At 73.7% G+C, this 15,124-nt stretch carries 14 protein-coding genes; 6 read left to right on the plus strand and 8 right to left on the minus strand.

Translation table 11 applies throughout. The features are described 5' to 3' along the window. The first annotated feature begins 170 nt into the window (after positions 1–170). A complete protein-coding gene (locus tag ACFU7Z_RS21780; RefSeq protein WP_380779015.1) occupies positions 171–1,499 on the plus strand; it encodes a hypothetical protein in 1,329 nt (442 codons plus the stop codon). A gap of 62 nt (positions 1,500–1,561) precedes the next feature. On the opposite strand, the gene tenA is transcribed toward ACFU7Z_RS21780, so the two are convergent. After that, positions 1,562–2,233, minus strand: coding sequence for a thiaminase II (tenA, locus tag ACFU7Z_RS21785; protein WP_380779017.1), 672 nt, complete (start codon positions 2,231–2,233; stop codon positions 1,562–1,564). Positions 2,234–2,396: 163 nt separating this feature from the next. Here tenA and ACFU7Z_RS21790 point away from each other — a divergent pair, with 163 nt between their 5' ends. Further along, on the plus strand, positions 2,397–2,777 hold the full coding sequence (locus ACFU7Z_RS21790; protein WP_049653241.1) for a phage holin family protein: 381 nt from the start codon (positions 2,397–2,399) through the stop codon (positions 2,775–2,777). 96 nt (positions 2,778–2,873) lie between these two features. Here ACFU7Z_RS21790 and ACFU7Z_RS21795 read toward each other — a convergent pair whose 3' ends face one another. After that, positions 2,874–3,299, minus strand: coding sequence for an SsgA family sporulation/cell division regulator (locus ACFU7Z_RS21795; RefSeq protein WP_049653243.1), 426 nt, complete (start codon positions 3,297–3,299; stop codon positions 2,874–2,876). A 197-nt stretch (positions 3,300–3,496) separates the two neighbouring features. Next, positions 3,497–4,390, minus strand: a complete 894-nt coding sequence (locus ACFU7Z_RS21800; RefSeq protein ID WP_079272009.1) for an IclR family transcriptional regulator — start codon at positions 4,388–4,390, stop codon at positions 3,497–3,499. A 238-nt stretch (positions 4,391–4,628) separates the two neighbouring features. Here ACFU7Z_RS21800 and ACFU7Z_RS21805 point away from each other — a divergent pair, with 238 nt between their 5' ends. After that, positions 4,629–5,171 (plus strand): NUDIX domain-containing protein, encoded by a 543-nt coding sequence (locus tag ACFU7Z_RS21805; RefSeq protein ID WP_049653246.1) that lies wholly within the window; start codon positions 4,629–4,631, stop codon positions 5,169–5,171. On the opposite strand, the gene ACFU7Z_RS21810 is transcribed toward ACFU7Z_RS21805, so the two are convergent. From ACFU7Z_RS21810 to pdhA, 4 genes are all read right to left on the minus strand, one after another. After that, positions 5,172–6,653, minus strand: coding sequence for a globin domain-containing protein (locus ACFU7Z_RS21810; RefSeq protein WP_380779020.1), 1,482 nt, complete (start codon positions 6,651–6,653; stop codon positions 5,172–5,174). 414 nt (positions 6,654–7,067) lie between these two features. Continuing rightward, the gene (locus ACFU7Z_RS21815; RefSeq protein WP_380779024.1) at positions 7,068–8,393 is read right to left on the minus strand and encodes a dihydrolipoamide acetyltransferase family protein; all 1,326 of its coding nucleotides are present in this window, start codon (positions 8,391–8,393) and stop codon (positions 7,068–7,070) included. Beyond that, complete coding sequence (locus ACFU7Z_RS21820; protein WP_259316901.1) at positions 8,393–9,361, minus strand: alpha-ketoacid dehydrogenase subunit beta; 969 nt, start codon at positions 9,359–9,361, stop codon at positions 8,393–8,395. The genes ACFU7Z_RS21815 and ACFU7Z_RS21820 overlap by 1 nt, the downstream gene beginning before the upstream one ends. 77 nt (positions 9,362–9,438) lie before the next feature. Then, a complete protein-coding gene (pdhA, locus tag ACFU7Z_RS21825; protein WP_049652804.1) occupies positions 9,439–10,581 on the minus strand; it encodes a pyruvate dehydrogenase (acetyl-transferring) E1 component subunit alpha in 1,143 nt (380 codons plus the stop codon). Between the two features lie 149 nt (positions 10,582–10,730). Between pdhA and ACFU7Z_RS21830 the strand changes: the two genes are divergently transcribed. Beyond that, positions 10,731–11,192, plus strand: a complete 462-nt coding sequence (locus tag ACFU7Z_RS21830) for an Lrp/AsnC family transcriptional regulator (protein ID WP_049652805.1) — start codon at positions 10,731–10,733, stop codon at positions 11,190–11,192. 48 nt (positions 11,193–11,240) lie between these two features. On the opposite strand, the gene ACFU7Z_RS21835 is transcribed toward ACFU7Z_RS21830, so the two are convergent. Further along, entirely contained in the window at positions 11,241–11,825 is a 585-nt protein-coding gene (locus tag ACFU7Z_RS21835) for a TetR/AcrR family transcriptional regulator (protein WP_049652808.1), read from the minus strand. A 129-nt stretch (positions 11,826–11,954) separates the two neighbouring features. Here ACFU7Z_RS21835 and ACFU7Z_RS21840 point away from each other — a divergent pair, with 129 nt between their 5' ends. After that, positions 11,955–13,223, plus strand: coding sequence for a hypothetical protein (locus tag ACFU7Z_RS21840; RefSeq protein ID WP_380740694.1), 1,269 nt, complete (start codon positions 11,955–11,957; stop codon positions 13,221–13,223). A gap of 161 nt (positions 13,224–13,384) precedes the next feature. Then, entirely contained in the window at positions 13,385–15,085 is a 1,701-nt protein-coding gene (paaN, locus tag ACFU7Z_RS21845) for a phenylacetic acid degradation protein PaaN (RefSeq protein ID WP_380779022.1), read from the plus strand. Positions 15,086–15,124: the final 39 nt, after the last annotated feature.

Consider the following 15,124-nt stretch of genomic DNA (forward strand, 5'->3'; position numbering starts at 1 on the left):
GGCCCCGGAGCACCCGGGTCGGCGGGCCGGGCGGGGCCCGGGACGAGCGGCGTCCGGGCCCCCGCCGGGAATTCCTCCGGAGGGGGGCACAACCCCGGGCGGCCCGATGCGTCCAACCAGTACTGGAAGCAAGCCCGTCCAGCACCGTCGACCCCCGGGGGGATCCGATCATGCGGGCCAGAACAGCCATGTCCCTCGCCGCCCTGGCGGCGCTCGTCCTCACCGCCCCGGCCCTCGCCGCCGTCCCGGCGACCGCCGCACCCGCCGCGGCACCCGCCGCGGCACCTGTCGCCGCCCCGGCCGCCGCCACGGCCGCACCCGACGTCACCGCACCGGCCGGGTACGTCGGGATGTCCCCGATCCGGGTCCTGGACACCCGCGACGACAGCAAGGTCCCGGAGACCCGCACAGCGCGGCCGCTGCGGGCCGGCGAGTACTTCTCGACCCCGATCGCCACGGGCTGCCTCAACCCCCCGCGGCAGGAGTGCTTCGGCGTCGTCCCGACCGATGCCACGGCCGTGGTGGTCAACGTGACCGTGACCGACCCGACCGCCGACGGCTTCGTCACGCTCGGCTCCGCCCCCGGCGCGCCGGGCACCAAGCCCGCCACCTCCAGCATCAACTTCAGGCCCGGCCAGACCGTCTCGAACCTGGTCACGGTCGCGACCGGCCCGGTCAGCCACGACGTCCCGTGGCTCACCCTCTACAACAACGCGGGCACCACCGACGTCGTCCTCGACGTGGTCGGCTACTTCCGGACCGCGGCGACCGACACGTTCCGCCCGCTGTACCCGAGCCGGATCGCCGACAGCCGCCGCGACACCACCGGCCGGATCGACACCGACTCGGTGCGCAGCTACCACGTCGCCCGCACCGAGCTGGGGACCACGGACGCCACCGCGGTGGTCCTCAACGTCACCGCGGTCGACGGCTACCGGGACGGCTTCCTGACCGCGTACCCGGCCGGGGAACCCCGGCCCGACGCCGGCTCGAACGTCAACTTCCCGGCGGGCTCGACGGTCGCGAACCGCGTCGTGGTGCCGGTCGGCCAGGACGGCAGGATCAACCTCTACAACCACGTCGGCCCGGTGCACGTCGTGGTCGACATCGTCGGCTACTACGGACCGTCCGGCAAGGGCCGGTACAGCGCGCTCAGGACACCGGTGCGGAGCCTCGACTCCCGGCTCGGCGGCGGACCGGTGCCGGGGTCGGGCACCCGGATGATCCAGGCCGTCCCCACCGACGGCTCCGTGCCGAACGCCTTCGCCGTCGAAGCCAACATCACGGCCACCAACGTCCTCGCCGACGGCTACCTCGCGGTGACCCGCGAACCGAACCTGCAGACGGGCACCTCCACCGTCAACGTGGTGCGGGGGCAGACCACCTCCAACTCGGCGACCGCCGAGGTGCTCGAAAGCACGGGCACCTACGCCGTCTACAACCACGGGGCCGACCTGGACCTCGTCGCCGACGTGAACGGCTACTACGTCACCGGCTGACCAGGCACCGTCCGCCCGTCGCCCGGGGCGTCCCGGACGGCGGGCGGACGTTCCCGGACGACTCAGACCGGCCAGCGCTCGCCGCGCCAGGCGGCGTCCCAGAACATCCACTCGTAGCGCGAGGTGGTCACGAAGTGCCCGACCACCTTCCGGCGTTCGGCCGCGGACAGCTCCTCGCCCAGCCGGTCGGTGAGCGCCAGCACCCGGCGGACCACCGACTGGAAGGCCTCGTCGCCGTAGGTGGAGATCCACTTGGCGTACAGCGGGTCGGGCGAGCCCTGGGCGAGCAGCGCCTCGCCGACCCGGGCGTAGATCCAGTAGCAGGGCAGCACCGCGCCGAGCGCCTCGGCGAAGGAGCCGCCGTAGACGGTGGCCAGCAGGTAGCTGGTGTAGGCCCGGGTGGTGGGCAGCACCGGCTCGGCGGCGGCCTCCTCGGCGCTGCCGCCGAAGGCGGTCAGGAACTCGGCGTGCATGCCCTGCTCGGCGGCCAGCGCGCCGACCGCGTCGTCGGCGAAGGCCCGGACGTCCTCCTCGCCGGACGCCTTGGCGGCGCAGACGGCGAGCGCGCGGGCGTAGTCGCGCAGGTAGTGCGAGTCCTGGACGACGAAGTGGCGGAAGGCCTCGCGCGGCAGGGTGCCGTCGGTGAGCCCGGCCAGGAAGGGGTGGGCGAGGATCTCGGCGTACACCGGCTCGATGGCCGCCCAGAGTTCTTCGGTCAGCGTCTTGGTGCTCATGACGCGACCCTAACCGCCGGGGCGGCCGGTCCTCCGGCCAGTGTGCCGCCGTCCGCCCTCGTCCCCGGGCCCGTCCGTCCACCTCCCGGACCAGGGGCATTCAGCACGACCCCGCCGTGTGGTGGTTCCGCCGGGAGGGTGGTTCCTGTCAGGCTTGGGCGGCATGAAGGGTTTCCTCATCAAGACACTGATCAACGCGGCGGCCATCTGGGTCGCCGCCTGGATCGTCAGCGGCATCCAACTCGCCCAGGGCAAGGCCGACTGGCAGCACAAGGCTCTGACGGTGCTCGGCGTCGCCGTCGTGTTCGGCGTGGTGAACTGGCTGATCAAGCCGGTGGTCAAGCTGTTCTCGTTCCCGCTGTTCATCCTCACGCTGGGACTGATCACCTTCGTGATCAACGCCCTGATGCTCCTGCTCACCTCCTGGGCCTCCGGGAAGCTGAGCCTGGACTTCCACGTGACCAACTTCGGCTCGGCGCTGGTCGGTTCACTGATCATCAGCCTGGTCGCGTGGGGCCTGCACCTGGCCCTGGACGACGACTGACCGGTGCCGTGCGGACGGCCGAAAGGGGCCCGCACCCGGGTGTTGCCACCGGGTACGGGCCCCTTCGCCGTTCCTGTGCGACCGCGGCCGGGGCGATCACCCCGCGTTCTCACGCCCCTTGAGCAGGTCCGCGAGCTGGGCGTCGATGTCCCGCCCGGAGAACTCCTGCCCCATCGGCACCAGCCGGTCGGTCCGCGCCAGGAAGGCGATCAGCGGCGCGGACGAGGCGCACAGCAGGGCGTCCCCGTCGGGGGAGTGCAGCACGATGCGGACCTCCGAGAGCTCGTCGCCGACCGGGCGGATGTGCACGTCGCCCTCGCCCGCCGGTCCGCTGATCCCGTCGAGCAGCAGCTCCCGCGCGAAGTACCAGGTGACCGGGGCGTCGCCGGGCAGGTGGAAGGTGAGCCGGACGGCGTACGGGTCGTCGGCCTCGTACGCCAGGTCCACCGGGAGGCGGAAGGAGAGCTCGTGCGAGACCACGAGGTTCATCACCAGGTGACCCTGGACTGTGCTGTGCTGCATGGCGCCAGTACCTCTCGTTCTGCCCGCGCCGTCGGTTCGCTTGGTCCGATGGCGGCGGACATGTTTTCGACGGTTTTTGTGACGGTTTATGCAACCAATCCACGTTCGATCATCATCGTCCATGTTTGGGGATGTAGTGGACAAGGCGTGCTTTTTCAAATGGTGAACGAGCCGGAGCAGGTCCAGACCAAGTGGTGTCAGAAGATGAACGACGGACTCATCGCCCCGACCCCGCGCCGCAGTTGGCACGCGACGGAGACCAGCCGGTCGGCCCGCTCGACCGGGAGCGACAGGGCCATCGTGGCGACCACCGGGCCGATGGTGATCGGGACGGCCGCGCAGACCGTGCCGAGCGCGTACTCCTGACGCTCCAGCACCGGCATGGTCGGCCGCAGCGAGGCGAGCCGACGCAGCACCGCGGTCTCGCCGGTGAGGGTCGACGGGGTGAGCCCGGCCGGCGGGTGGCGGGCGAGGTGGTCGCGGCGCTCCTCCTCGGGCAGCTGGCCGAGCAGGCACTGGCCGATGGCGTGCGCGTGGGCGGTGGCCCGGAAGTCCGCCCAGGGCTCGACGGCCGGGCGGTTCGGGTCCTCGGCCACGTCCACCACGTGGACCTCGCCGTCCCGGTACAGCGCGAAGTAGACCGCGGCGCCGAGCTCGTCCCGTAAGGACCGCATCCGCGTCCGCAGGTCGGGGTCGCCGCACCGGCCGCGGGAGCGGGCTATGCCGTCGAGCGCCTCCCCGTGGAAGAAGCGCCCCTCGGAGCGCCGCAGGTAGCCCTCGTGGGCCAGGGTCCGCAGCAGGTGGTAGGCCGTGCCGAGGGGCAGTTCGGCGGCCCGGGCCAGCTGCTTGGCGGTCGCGCCGCGCCGGAAGCCCCCGACGGCCTCCAGCAGCCGCAGCGCCCGCTGGACGGAGCCGATCAGGGTGGGCCCGCGGTCCGCCTCGGGCGGCCGCGGCGCGGCGGGCCCGGCCTCCCGCGCGGTCCCGAGCGGTCGTGCCGCCTCGAACGGTTGCTCTCCGAACGGGTGCTCCCCGAACGGTCGTGCTGTCTCGAACGGTTGCGTCTTCTCGAACGGCTGTGCGATCCGATCCATGACACCCAACCCCCAGCCCGAGTCCCTCGTACAGGTCCGTGCCCAGAACGGGCATGCGGAACGAAACCTCCGATTTGCCCGATAGCTGCTCATTGCAGCACAGCGGGACCCCGAACGGATGCACCCGACCGGGTCGGCGTTTCGACCCGTTCCCGGTGTGTTTCGACCCGTTCCCCGGGTTTCGTTCCTCCCCCGGCGCGGGAGACTTCCGCACAACGCGCCAGTCCCGGAGGTGGCCATGGGCCCCGAGAACCGCACCGCGCCACCGCGCCCGGTCGTGAAGCGCACCGCGCGGGCGATCCTGCTGGAGCTGGACCCGGACGATCCGTACGGCCCGGCCTCGATCGTGCTGATCCGGCGGGTCCGGCCGGACTCGCCGCACCCGTACTGGATCACGCCCGGCGGCGGGGTCGAGCGGGAGGACCGGACGGTGGTCGAGGCGCTGCACCGCGAGGTGGACGAGGAGCTCGGCGGCAAGGTCGTGGACGTGGTGCCCGCCTTCGTCGACACCATCAGCCACACCCACCATGACGACGGCACCCCGCTGCACCCGCACGGGGTCAAGGTGCAGCACTTCTTCGTCTGCCGGCTCGCCTCGATGGACCTCGACCGACGGCACGGGCCCGAGGTGACCGACCCCAACGGCGAGTACGAGGTGGTCCGGCTGCCGTTCACCCGCGAGGGCGTCACCTCGGTCAACGTGGTCCCGCCCCGGCTGCGGGCGTACCTGGCGGCCAACATCGAGGGCATCCGCGCGCTCCTCGCCCCCGACCTCGGGTGATCACACGGCGGCCGGGTCGCCGACCGGGTCGTGCCGGATCAGCTCGGCCGGGACCCCGGCCCGCAGCAGCACCCCGACGCCCCGGCGCACCATCGCCGGCGGCCCGCTGAGCACCGCCTCGCGACCGGTCCACGGGCCGAACCGGCCCACCGCATCGGGCAGTTCGCCGGTCAGCAGTCCGCCGCCCAGCAGTCCGCCGCCCAGCGGGCCCCCGGCGTGGCCGCCGCCGGAGAGCACCGGACGGACCGTCAACCAGGGGTGGTGAGCGGCCAGTTCGCGCAGCTCTTCCAGCGCGTACAGCTCCTCGGCCCGGCGGGCCCCGTAGAACACCTCGACCCGGCGGCCGGACGCACCGTGCTCGGCGGCCTCCTCGACCAGGGCGCGGACCGGCGCGATCCCGGTGCCGCCGCCGAGGCAGAGCAGGTCCCGGCCGGCCGCGTGGTCCACGGTCATCGCGCCGGCCGCCGGGCCGAGCCGCAGCACGTCCCCGGGCGCGGCCCGGTGGACCAGCGCGTTGCTCACCCAGCCCGCCTGGACGGCCTTGACGTGGAAGGTCAGCAGCCCGTCCGGGCGGGGCGCGCCGGCGAAGGAGTAGTGCCGCCAGACCCGCGGCCACCAGGGCGTCTCCAGCGCGGTGTACTGCCCGGCCCGGAACGGGTAGGCCTGGTCCGGCCGGACGGTGACCACCGCGACGTCCCGGGTCCGGCGCTCGTGCCGGACGATCTCGCCCTGCCACCAGGCCGGCGAGGTGCGGGCGTCCTCCTCGGCGGCCTCGATCATGGCCGAGGAGATCATCTGGTAGGCGCGGCGCCAGGCCGACTCGGCCTCGGCGTCCCAGCGGTCGCCCGCGTACCGGGCCAGCGTTCCCACCAGGCACTCCTCCACCACGGCGTAGTGCCCGGCCAGCGCCCCGTACCGGCGGTGGGACCGGCCTAGCCCGGCCAGCGTGGCGCGCAGGGCCGCCGGCCGGTCGAGCTCGCGGACCACGGCCAGCAGGGTGCGGAACAGCCGCTCGCGGTGGACGTCCATGGCGGCGGGGAAGGACGAGCGGAGCTCGGGATGGCGCAGGAAGAGCAGCGCGAAGAAGTGCGCGGTGGCCCGGTCGGCGACCGGCTCGACGGCGGCGAGGCCGGCCCGGACCAGCCCGACCTCCCGGGCGGTGAGCGGCCACCGGGCGGTGGCCTGGTCCTGCCCGGCGGCGGGGAGCGCGGCGGCGGGCTGCCCGGCGGGGGTCCGTACGCCCCAGGCGTCGCTCCACCGGTCGCCCGGGCCGACCCGGTTGAGGCCGGGAGCGTCGGCGAACAGCGGGCGGAAGTCGGCGGCGGGGGCGGGAGCCGGGGCGTGGACGTGGACGTGGGCCGGAGCCGGGACGAACGGCGGTTGCGGCGGCCGGACGGGCTCCAGCAGTGACACCGGCGGCAGCACCTCCGTCGGTGCCTCCGCCGCCACCAGCGGCGGAAGGTCCGGCGGGGCCACGGGCATCGGCGGGGCCAGGGGCGCAGGCGGGGCCAGGGGCACCGACGGGTCCAGGGGCACCGGCGGCCGGGCGACCGCCTCCCGCGACGGGCCCCCGTCGGGCGCGGACTGTCGCAGGCCCGGGACGGACGAGACCCCCGCCGAGCCGTGCCCGGTACGGACCAGGACTGTTCCGCGGGACTTCACCGCTACGTTTCGAGTACCCAAGAGAATCGTTTCGCCCTCCGGCCGGCCTGCGCCACCACCTGGCTTGTCGCTACTGGCGCCAAGGCAGCGTGGCACGGCCCGACCGACCGACCGGCGAATCACGCGAAGCCCGGACATCCGGGCCCGGAACGCGCTACTCTCCCCGCCCCCGGTCGCCCCGGGTGTCCGTCCGCACACCCAGGGCAACCGGAGAGCGGGGCTCGACGGCGGTCCTCAGAGCTGCCGCAGCAGCATCCCCGGCTGCTCCACACAGTCCGCGACGAACCGCAGGAAACCGCCCGCCGTCCCGCCGTCGCAGACCCGGTGGTCGAAGGTGAACGACAGCTGGGTCACCTCGCGGACCGCCAACTCCCCCTGGTGGACCCAGGGTTTGGCGACGATCCGACCGACCCCGAGCATCGCCGCCTCCGGGTGGTTGAGGATCGGGGTCGATCCGTCCACGCCGAACACCCCGTAGTTGTTCAACGTGAAGGTGCCGCCGGTCAGTTCGGCCGGGGTGAGCGCGCCGCTGCGCGCCGCCTCAGTCAACCGGCCCAGCTCCTCGCCGAGTTGCCCGGTGCTGCGGTTCTGCGCGTCCCGCACCACCGGGACGACCAGTCCGCGCTCGCCCTGCGCGGCGAAGCCCAGGTGCACCGCCGAGTGCCGGACGATGCCCGAACCGTCCCCGGTCACCGAGGAGTTCAGCTCCGGGAAGCGCGCCAGGGCGACGGTGCAGATCCGCGCCAGCAGCGCCAGCACGCTCACCTTCGGCCCCGGCGTGGCGTTCAACTGCCGCCGCAGCGCCATGAGTTCGGTGGCGTCGGCGTCCACCCAGCAGGTCGCCGCCGGGATCTCCCGGTGGCTGCGGCTCAGCTTCTCGGCCACCGCCTTGCGCAGCCCGCGCAGCGGGACCACGCCGTCCTGCCCGGCGGGCCCGGCGGGCGCCGGAGCGGCCACCGTGGCCGCGACCGCCCGTTCGACGTCCGCGCGCATGATCAGTCCGTCAGGCCCGCTCCCGGTGAGCGCGGCCAGGTCGACCCCCTGCTCCCGGGCCAGCCGCCGCACCAGCGGCGAGATCACCGGCACCACCGCCGGCCCGGCCGGGACGACCGGAGCCCGCACGGCCACGGTACCGGCGGCGACCACGGCCGAGGCCGAGGCCGGTGCCCCGACCCGGCGCCGCCGCCCGCCCCGGCCCGGCTCGGCGACCCCGAACCCGACCAACGGCCGCTCCACCTCGGCAGCCCCGGAGGCAGCGGCAGGCGCAGCGGCAGAGCCCGGCCCCGCCGCATCCTCCGGCCCGCTCCCCGCCGCCGGCGCCACCGCGACCGTCACCAGCGGCGCGCCCACGGCGATCTCCTCGCCCACCTCGCCGTACCGCGCGGTGACCACCCCGCCGTACGGGCAGGGCACCTCCACCACGGCCTTGGCGGTCTCCACCTCCACCACCGGCTGGTCGACCGCGATCACCTCGCCGACCTCGACCATCCAGCGCACCACCTCGGCCCCGGTGAGCCCCTCACCGAGGTCGGGCAGCCGGAACTCCCGTACGACGGGCATCATCCTCGGTCCTCCCACTGCAGCCGGGCGACCGCGTCCAGGATCCGGTCCACCCCGGGCAGGTGGTGGTGCTCCAGCATCGGCGGCGGGTACGGGACGTCGAAGCCGGTGACCCGCAGCACGGGCGCGGCCAGGTGGTGGAAGCAGCGCTCGGTGACCCGGGCGGCGATCTCCGCGCCGGTGCCGCCGAAGCCGCTCGCCTCGTGCACCACCACGGCCCGGCCGAGCGAGCGCACCACCCGGCAGACCGTCTCGTCGTCGAACGGCACCAGGGTGCGCAGGTCCAGCACCGCGAGGTCCCGGCCCTCGGCCTGCGCCGCCTCCGCCGCCGCCAGGCAGACCGGCAGCGAGGGGCCGTAGGTGATCAGCACGGCGGAGGTGCCGGTGCGCCGCAGCACCGCCCGGCCGATCGGCTCGACGGGCGCGTCCGGGTCGAACTCGGCCTTGCCCCAGTAGAGCCGCTTGGGCTCCAGGAACACCACCGGGTCGTCGGAGGCGATCGAGGCGCGCAGCAGCCCGTACGCGTCGGCCACCGTCCCCGGGGTGACCACGTGCAGGCCGGGGGTGCTGGTGTAGTAGGCCTCGGAGGCGTCGCTGTGGTGCTCGACGCCGCCGATGCCCCCGCCGTACGGGATGCGGACGGTGATCGGCAGCGGGAGCCGGCCCGCCGTGCGGTTGCGCATCTTGGCGACGTGCGAGAACAGCTGCTCCAGCGCCGGGTAGGCGAAGGCGTCGAACTGCATCTCGACGACCGGGCGCAGCCCGTACATCGCCATGCCGATCGCGGTGCCGAGGATGCCGGCCTCGGCCAGCGGGGTGTCCAGGCAGCGCTCCGGTCCGAACTCGGCGGTGAGCCCGTCGGTGATCCGGAAGACCCCGCCGAGCGCGCCGACGTCCTCGCCGAGCACGTGCACCGCCGGGTCCTCGCGCATGGCGTCCCGCAGCGCGGAGTTGAGCGCCTGCGCCATCGAGGCGGTGCGGACATCAGAGGGGCGCCGCGCAGAGGCTCCGCCAAGGGTGGGGGTGGGCGACGGGTGGGCCGTGCTCATCGGTCCGCCACCTCCGCCTCGGCGGCCAGCTCGGCGGCCAACTGGGCGGCCTGCTCGCGCAGTTGCGGGGTCGGCTCGGCGTAGACATGGGCGAACAGCGACATCGGGTCCAGCTCCGGGTCGGTGTGGAACTCCGCCCGCATCCGGGCCGCCAGCGCCTCCGCCTCGTCGGCCGCCTCCCGCACCAGGCGGTCGTCCAGCACGCCGAGTCCGCGCAGCGCCCGCTCCATCAGCAGGATCGGGTCGTGCTCGCGCCAGGCGGCCACCTCGGGCTCGGTGCGGTAGCGGGTGGCGTCGTCGGCGTTGGTGTGGGCGTCGATCCGGTAGGTCAGCGCCTCGACCAGGGTCGGGCCGCCGCCGGCCCGGGCCCGCTCGACCGCCTCGGTCAGCACCGAGTGCACGGCGGGCGCGTCGTTGCCGTCCACCAGCCGGCCCGGCATCCCGTAGCCGACGGCCTTGTGGGCCAGGCTCGGCGCGGCGGACTGCGCACTGAGCGGCACGGAGATCGCGTAGCCGTTGTTCTGCACCAGGAAGACCACCGGGGCGTCCAGCACGGCCGCGAAGTTCAGCGCCTCGTGGAAGTCGCCCTCGCTGGTGCCGCCGTCGCCGAGCATCGCCAGCGCGACCACCGGCTCGCCGCGCAGCCGGGCGGCGTGCGCCAGCCCGACGGCGTGCGGGGCCTGGGTGGCGAGCGGGGTGCAGAGCGGGGCGGTGCGGCTGGCCCGCGGGTCGTAGCCGGTGTGGGCGCTGCCGCGCAGCAGGGTCAGCGCCTCCAGCGGGTCGACGCCCCGGGAGACCACGGCGAGGGTGTCGCGGTAGCTGGGGAAGAGCCAGTCGTGCTCGCCGAGCACCAGCGCGGCGGCGACCTGGCAGGCCTCCTGGCCGGTGGACGCCGGGTAGACGGCGAGCCGGCCCTGCTTGGTCAGGGTGGTGGCCTGCTGGTTGTACCGGCGGCCGACGACCAGGCGGCGGTACAGCTCGCGCAGCAGGGCGGGGTCGTACTTCTCCAGCGCGGGGGTGCCGATCGCCCGGACGGGGGAGGGGTCCGGGAGGAGGGGTGCCGGATCGGTGCGCGGGGCGGTGGCCCCGGGCAGCCAACCGGGTACACCCGCGTGGTGTCTGTGGTCGAGAACGGTCATCTCGGGGCACCTCCAGGGGTTGCGGGGGCTCCCTACCGATTGTTCGGTCGTCTGTTCATCTTGACCAGAAGCGTGACAAGGTGGTGGACATTCGGCCTGTACGGCGGTCGACTGGTGGCAGTGCGTCCAATCGGTGGGGGTGGGGGGTCATGTCGGCTGAACAGATGTCCAGACTCGACCGGGTCGACCGGTCGATCCTGCGGCTGCTGCAGCAGGACGGTCGCGCCTCCATCCGCTCGGTGGCCGAGCGGGTGCACGTGTCCCGGGCCAACGCGTACGCCCGGATCTCCAGGATGGTCGAGGACGGCATCATCCGCGGCTTCACCGCCAGGGTGGACCACGAACGGGCCGGTCAGGCCGCGTCGGCGTACGTCACCCTGAAAATCGTCCAGAACTCCTGGCGGACGGTGCGCGAGCAGCTGCTGGAGCTGCCCGGGGTGGCACACATCGCGCTGGTCGGCGGGGACTTCGACGTCCTGCTGCTGGTGCACACCGCCGACAACAAGGCCCTGCGGGAGCTGGTGCTGGGCAGCATCCAGTCCATCCCGCAGGTGCTCGGCACCCGCACCATGCTGGTCTTCGAGGAGACCGACCAGGTGCCGCCGCTCTGAGGAGGGCTCCGCCTCGAGGGCGGAGCCCGGGCCCGGGGGAAGGACCGGTCAGCGCGCCCGCAGCCCGTCGAAGGCCAGGTGGACCACCGCGTCCGCGACCCCGTCGGCGGCCTTGAGCCCCGGCCGGTACCACTCCACGATCGAGTTGATCATCCCGAACAGCAGCCGGGTGGCCAGCCGCGGCTCCACGTCCGCGCGCAGCGCGCCGTCCGCGACCGCCGCCCGCAGCAGCTCGGCGACCTGGTGGTCGAAGTCCCGCCGGCGCTCCAGCGCCCACTGCTCGGTGGCCGTGTTGCCGCGCACCCGCAGCAGCAGCGTCACGTACGGCAGCTCGTCCAGCAGCACCTCGGCGGTGCGGCGCACCACGTGCTCCAGCCGCTCCACCGCCGGGCCCGCGACCGCCTCGGGCTCGGCGAGGATCGCGAACAGCCCGTCCAGCGCCCGGCCGACCGCCAGCCGCAGCAGCTCCTCCTTGCCGCGCACGTGGTGGTAGATGGAGGACTTGGAGATCCCGGCCGCCCGGGACAGGTCCTCCATCGAGGTGCCGTCGTAGCCGCGCTCGTTGAACACGTCGACGGTCACCGCGAGCAGTGACTCCACGGTGTAGGCGGTGCGCGTGGTGTGATCGGCCATCCTCCGAGTATCCCCGGCCGTCACCCCCGTCACGCGAGCGGGTCCGACTGGTCCACACCAACCAAGGGACGCCGACGGGGTCAGGCCCTAGACTCTGCGGACGATCCGTCCACGTCCAAGGCTGGGGACATGAACGCAATACCGGCAGTCGCCTCCGACGTGCCAGAGAAGCGCAGCGAGGAGCCGGAGGGACCCGCGCGCACCTGGCAGGAGCGCGGCCGGGCCCTGGTGGTCCGCTTCGGACCGGCGGTGTGGTGCTACGCGGTGCTGAAGCTGATCGGCTTCACCGTCTTCATGAAGCTGCTCTCCTTCTCCGGGGAGTACGCCAAGAAGCCGGCCCGGTTCGGCGGCGGCGCCAACCCCTGGGACGTGGTGGCCACCTGGGACGGCTGGTGGTACCAGCAGGTGGCTCGGTTCGGCTACCACCCGGCGCTCGTCCCGATACCGAACGGCCCGGTCGGCTTCAGCGTCGAGCAGAACTCGGCCGCGTTCTTCCCGCTCTACCCCGGCCTGATGCGGATGACCTCGGACGTCACCGGCCTCGGCCTGTACGGCGCCGGGATGCTGGTCTCGGTGGTGGCCTCGCTGTTCGCCGCGGCCGGCATCTACGCCGTGGTGGAGAAGCTGACCGGCGACGCCCGCTCCGGTGTGATCGCGGCCGGCATCTGGGCGATCGCCCCGGGTTCCGGCGCCGAGTGGGCGGTCTACTCGGACTCCCTCTTCGTCGCGCTGGCCGCCTGGGCCTGCTACTGCGTGATGGCCAAGCAGTGGGTCGCGGCCGGGGTGATCACCCTGGTCGCCGGGCTCAACCGGCCGACCTCCGCGGCGCTGATCGGCGCGGTCGGCCTGGCCGCGCTGGTCGAGCTGTACCGCCGCGAGAGCGGCGTCCTGCGCCCGCTGGCCGCGATGCTGCTGGCCCCGCTCGGCCTGCTCGGCTACGTGGGCTGGGTGGGCTGGCGGACCGGCGAGTGGGGCGGCTACTTCCGGCTGCAGCACGACGCCTGGCTGCACTACTTCGACTGGGGCCAGGGCACCTGGCACGCGATCCGCGGCGTGCTGCTGGGCCGCAGCGACTACCCCTTCGCCTTCCCGATACCGGACCTGTTCGCCACCCTGATCGTGCTCAGCCTGCCGATGCTGATCGTGCTGCTGGTCCGGCTGCGCCCGCCGCTGGTGCTGACCGCCTACACGCTGGCCACGATCGTCTCGGTGCTCGGCAGCCTGGGCATCTTCGGCAACGTCTCCCGCTACCTGCTGCCCGCGTTCCCGCTGTTCATCGCGCTGGCGGTGGGGATGCGCAAGCTGAGCCTGCCGGTGCTGGCCACCGTCCTGGGCACCGGCGCGGTCGCCTCCGGCTGGTACGCCGGGTACGTCATCTTCGAGCTGGGCGTGCCGTAGACCCGGACCACCCGAGCCCCCGGGGGCGCGTCCGCCACGGACGCGCCCCCGCGCGTTTCCCGGTGGATTCCCCCCACCACACCCTCGTGGCCCGACCGATCGTTCGGTTACTCTGTGACGTGTCCCGTCCTGCTTTCCGAGGCCCTCCGAGGAGCGCACAGATGTCCGCAGCGGTCACCCACCCCCTCGTCAGCGAGCTGGTCGAGCGCCACCAGGCCACCCTGGACGCCGCGCTCGCCGCCGCCGCCGAGCGCGACTACTGGTCGCCCTACCCCGAGTTCCCCAAGGCGTACGGCGAGAGCGGGCCGGCGGACGGCAAGGCCGCCTTCGACGCCCTGCTCGGCAGGCCCTTCACCCTCGAAGGCCACCCCACCGACGGCGACCAGGTCGGCGGCGAGGCCTCCCCGTACGGCGTCGAGCTGGGCATCACCTACCCGCACGCCGACCCGGACGCGCTGATCGCCGCGCTCACCGCCGCCCGCCCCGGCTGGGCCGCCGCGACCCCGCTGGAGCGCGCCGCCGTCTGCCTGGAGATCCTGCACCGGATCAACGCCCGCTCCCACGAGTTCGCCCAGGCCGTCATGCACACCACCGGCCAGGCCTACGGCATGGCCTTCCAGGCCGGCGGCCCGCACGCCCAGGACCGCGGCCTGGAGGCGGTCGCCTACGCGTACGCCGAGCAGACCCGGCTGCCGAAGCAGGCCGGCTGGACCAAGCCGCAGGGCAAGCGCGACCCGCTGGTGATGACCAAGGAGTTCACCGTCGTCCCGCGCGGCCTCGCGCTGCTGATCGGCTGCAACACCTTCCCCACCTGGAACGGCTACCCGGGCCTGTTCGCCTCGCTGGCCACCGGCAACCCCGTCCTGGTCAAGCCGCACCCGCGGGCCGTCCTGCCGCTCGCGCTGACCGTCGCCGTCGCCCGCGAGGTGCTCGCCGAGGCCGGCTACGACCCGAACCTGGTCGTCCTGGCCGCCGAGCACGAGGGCGGCACCGTCGCCGCCGCCCTCGCGGTCCGCCCCGAGGTCAGGCTGATCGACTACACCGGCTCCACCGCCTTCGGCGACTGGCTGGAGGAGCACGCCAGGCAGGCGCAGGTGTACACCGAGAAGGCCGGCGTGAACGCCGTCGTCATCGACTCCACCGACGACTACAAGGGCATGCTGGGCAACCTGGCCTTCGCGCTCTCCCTCTACAGCGGCCAGATGTGCACCACCCCGCAGAACGTGCTGATCCCGCGCGGCGGCATCGCCACCGACCAGGGCGACAAGTCCTACGACCAGGTGGTCACCGACCTGGCCGGCGCCATCGAGGGCCTGCTCTCCGACGACGCCCGCGCCGCGGCGATCCTCGGCGCCGTGGTCAACCCCGGGGTGCTCCAGCGCTCGGCCGCCGCGGCCGGCGGCGAGTACGGCGAACTCGCCCTCGCCCCGCGCGCGGTGACCTCCCCGGACTTCCCCGGCGCGACCGTCCGCACCCCCGCGCTGGTCAAGCTGGACGCCGACAAGCCGGACGACCGCGCGGTCTTCCGCAGCGAGTGCTTCGGCCCGGTCTCCTTCGCCGTCGCCGTCGAATCCACCGCCGCCGCCGTCGAGTTGCTGCGCACCACGGTCCGCGAGAAGGGCGCCATGACGGCCTCCGGCTACACCACCTCGCCCGAGGTGGAGGCGCTGCTGGTCGAGGCCGCGCTGGACTCCGGCGTCTCGCTCTCGCTCAACCTGACCGGCGGCGTCTTCCCCAACCAGACCGCCGCCTTCTCCGACCTGCACGGCACCGGGGCCAACCCGGCCGCCAACTCGGCCTACTGCGACGGCGCGTTCGTCGCCAACCGGTTCCGCACGGTGGAGATCCGCCGGCACGCCTGAGCCGTTCACCCCCGTCACCGGGCCCCGGCGGTCACCCAC

Origin of the sequence: Kitasatospora sp. NPDC057518 (genome assembly GCF_042802075.1) — a bacterium.
In the GTDB taxonomy this organism is placed as follows: Bacteria; Actinomycetota; Actinomycetes; order Streptomycetales; family Streptomycetaceae; genus Kitasatospora.

Excerpts from the sequence above, each read along its gene's own strand:
- ACFU7Z_RS21780 (WP_380779015.1), top strand. The coding sequence starts at position 171 with ATGCGGGCCAGAACAGCCATGTCCCTCGCCGCCCTGGCGGCGCTCGTC.
- tenA (WP_380779017.1), bottom strand. The coding sequence starts at position 2,233 with ATGAGCACCAAGACGCTGACCGAAGAACTCTGGGCGGCCATCGAGCCG.
- ACFU7Z_RS21790 (WP_049653241.1), top strand. The coding sequence starts at position 2,397 with ATGAAGGGTTTCCTCATCAAGACACTGATCAACGCGGCGGCCATCTGG.
- ACFU7Z_RS21795 (WP_049653243.1), bottom strand. The coding sequence starts at position 3,299 with ATGCAGCACAGCACAGTCCAGGGTCACCTGGTGATGAACCTCGTGGTC.
- ACFU7Z_RS21800 (WP_079272009.1), bottom strand. The coding sequence starts at position 4,390 with ATGGATCGGATCGCACAGCCGTTCGAGAAGACGCAACCGTTCGAGACA.
- ACFU7Z_RS21805 (WP_049653246.1), top strand. The coding sequence starts at position 4,629 with ATGGGCCCCGAGAACCGCACCGCGCCACCGCGCCCGGTCGTGAAGCGC.
- ACFU7Z_RS21810 (WP_380779020.1), bottom strand. The coding sequence starts at position 6,653 with ATGCCCGTGGCCCCGCCGGACCTTCCGCCGCTGGTGGCGGCGGAGGCA.
- ACFU7Z_RS21815 (WP_380779024.1), bottom strand. The coding sequence starts at position 8,393 with ATGCCCGTCGTACGGGAGTTCCGGCTGCCCGACCTCGGTGAGGGGCTC.
- ACFU7Z_RS21820 (WP_259316901.1), bottom strand. The coding sequence starts at position 9,361 with ATGGCGCAGGCGCTCAACTCCGCGCTGCGGGACGCCATGCGCGAGGAC.
- pdhA (WP_049652804.1), bottom strand. The coding sequence starts at position 10,581 with ATGACCGTTCTCGACCACAGACACCACGCGGGTGTACCCGGTTGGCTG.
- ACFU7Z_RS21830 (WP_049652805.1), top strand. The coding sequence starts at position 10,731 with ATGTCGGCTGAACAGATGTCCAGACTCGACCGGGTCGACCGGTCGATC.
- ACFU7Z_RS21835 (WP_049652808.1), bottom strand. The coding sequence starts at position 11,825 with ATGGCCGATCACACCACGCGCACCGCCTACACCGTGGAGTCACTGCTC.
- ACFU7Z_RS21840 (WP_380740694.1), top strand. The coding sequence starts at position 11,955 with ATGAACGCAATACCGGCAGTCGCCTCCGACGTGCCAGAGAAGCGCAGC.
- paaN (WP_380779022.1), top strand. The coding sequence starts at position 13,385 with ATGTCCGCAGCGGTCACCCACCCCCTCGTCAGCGAGCTGGTCGAGCGC.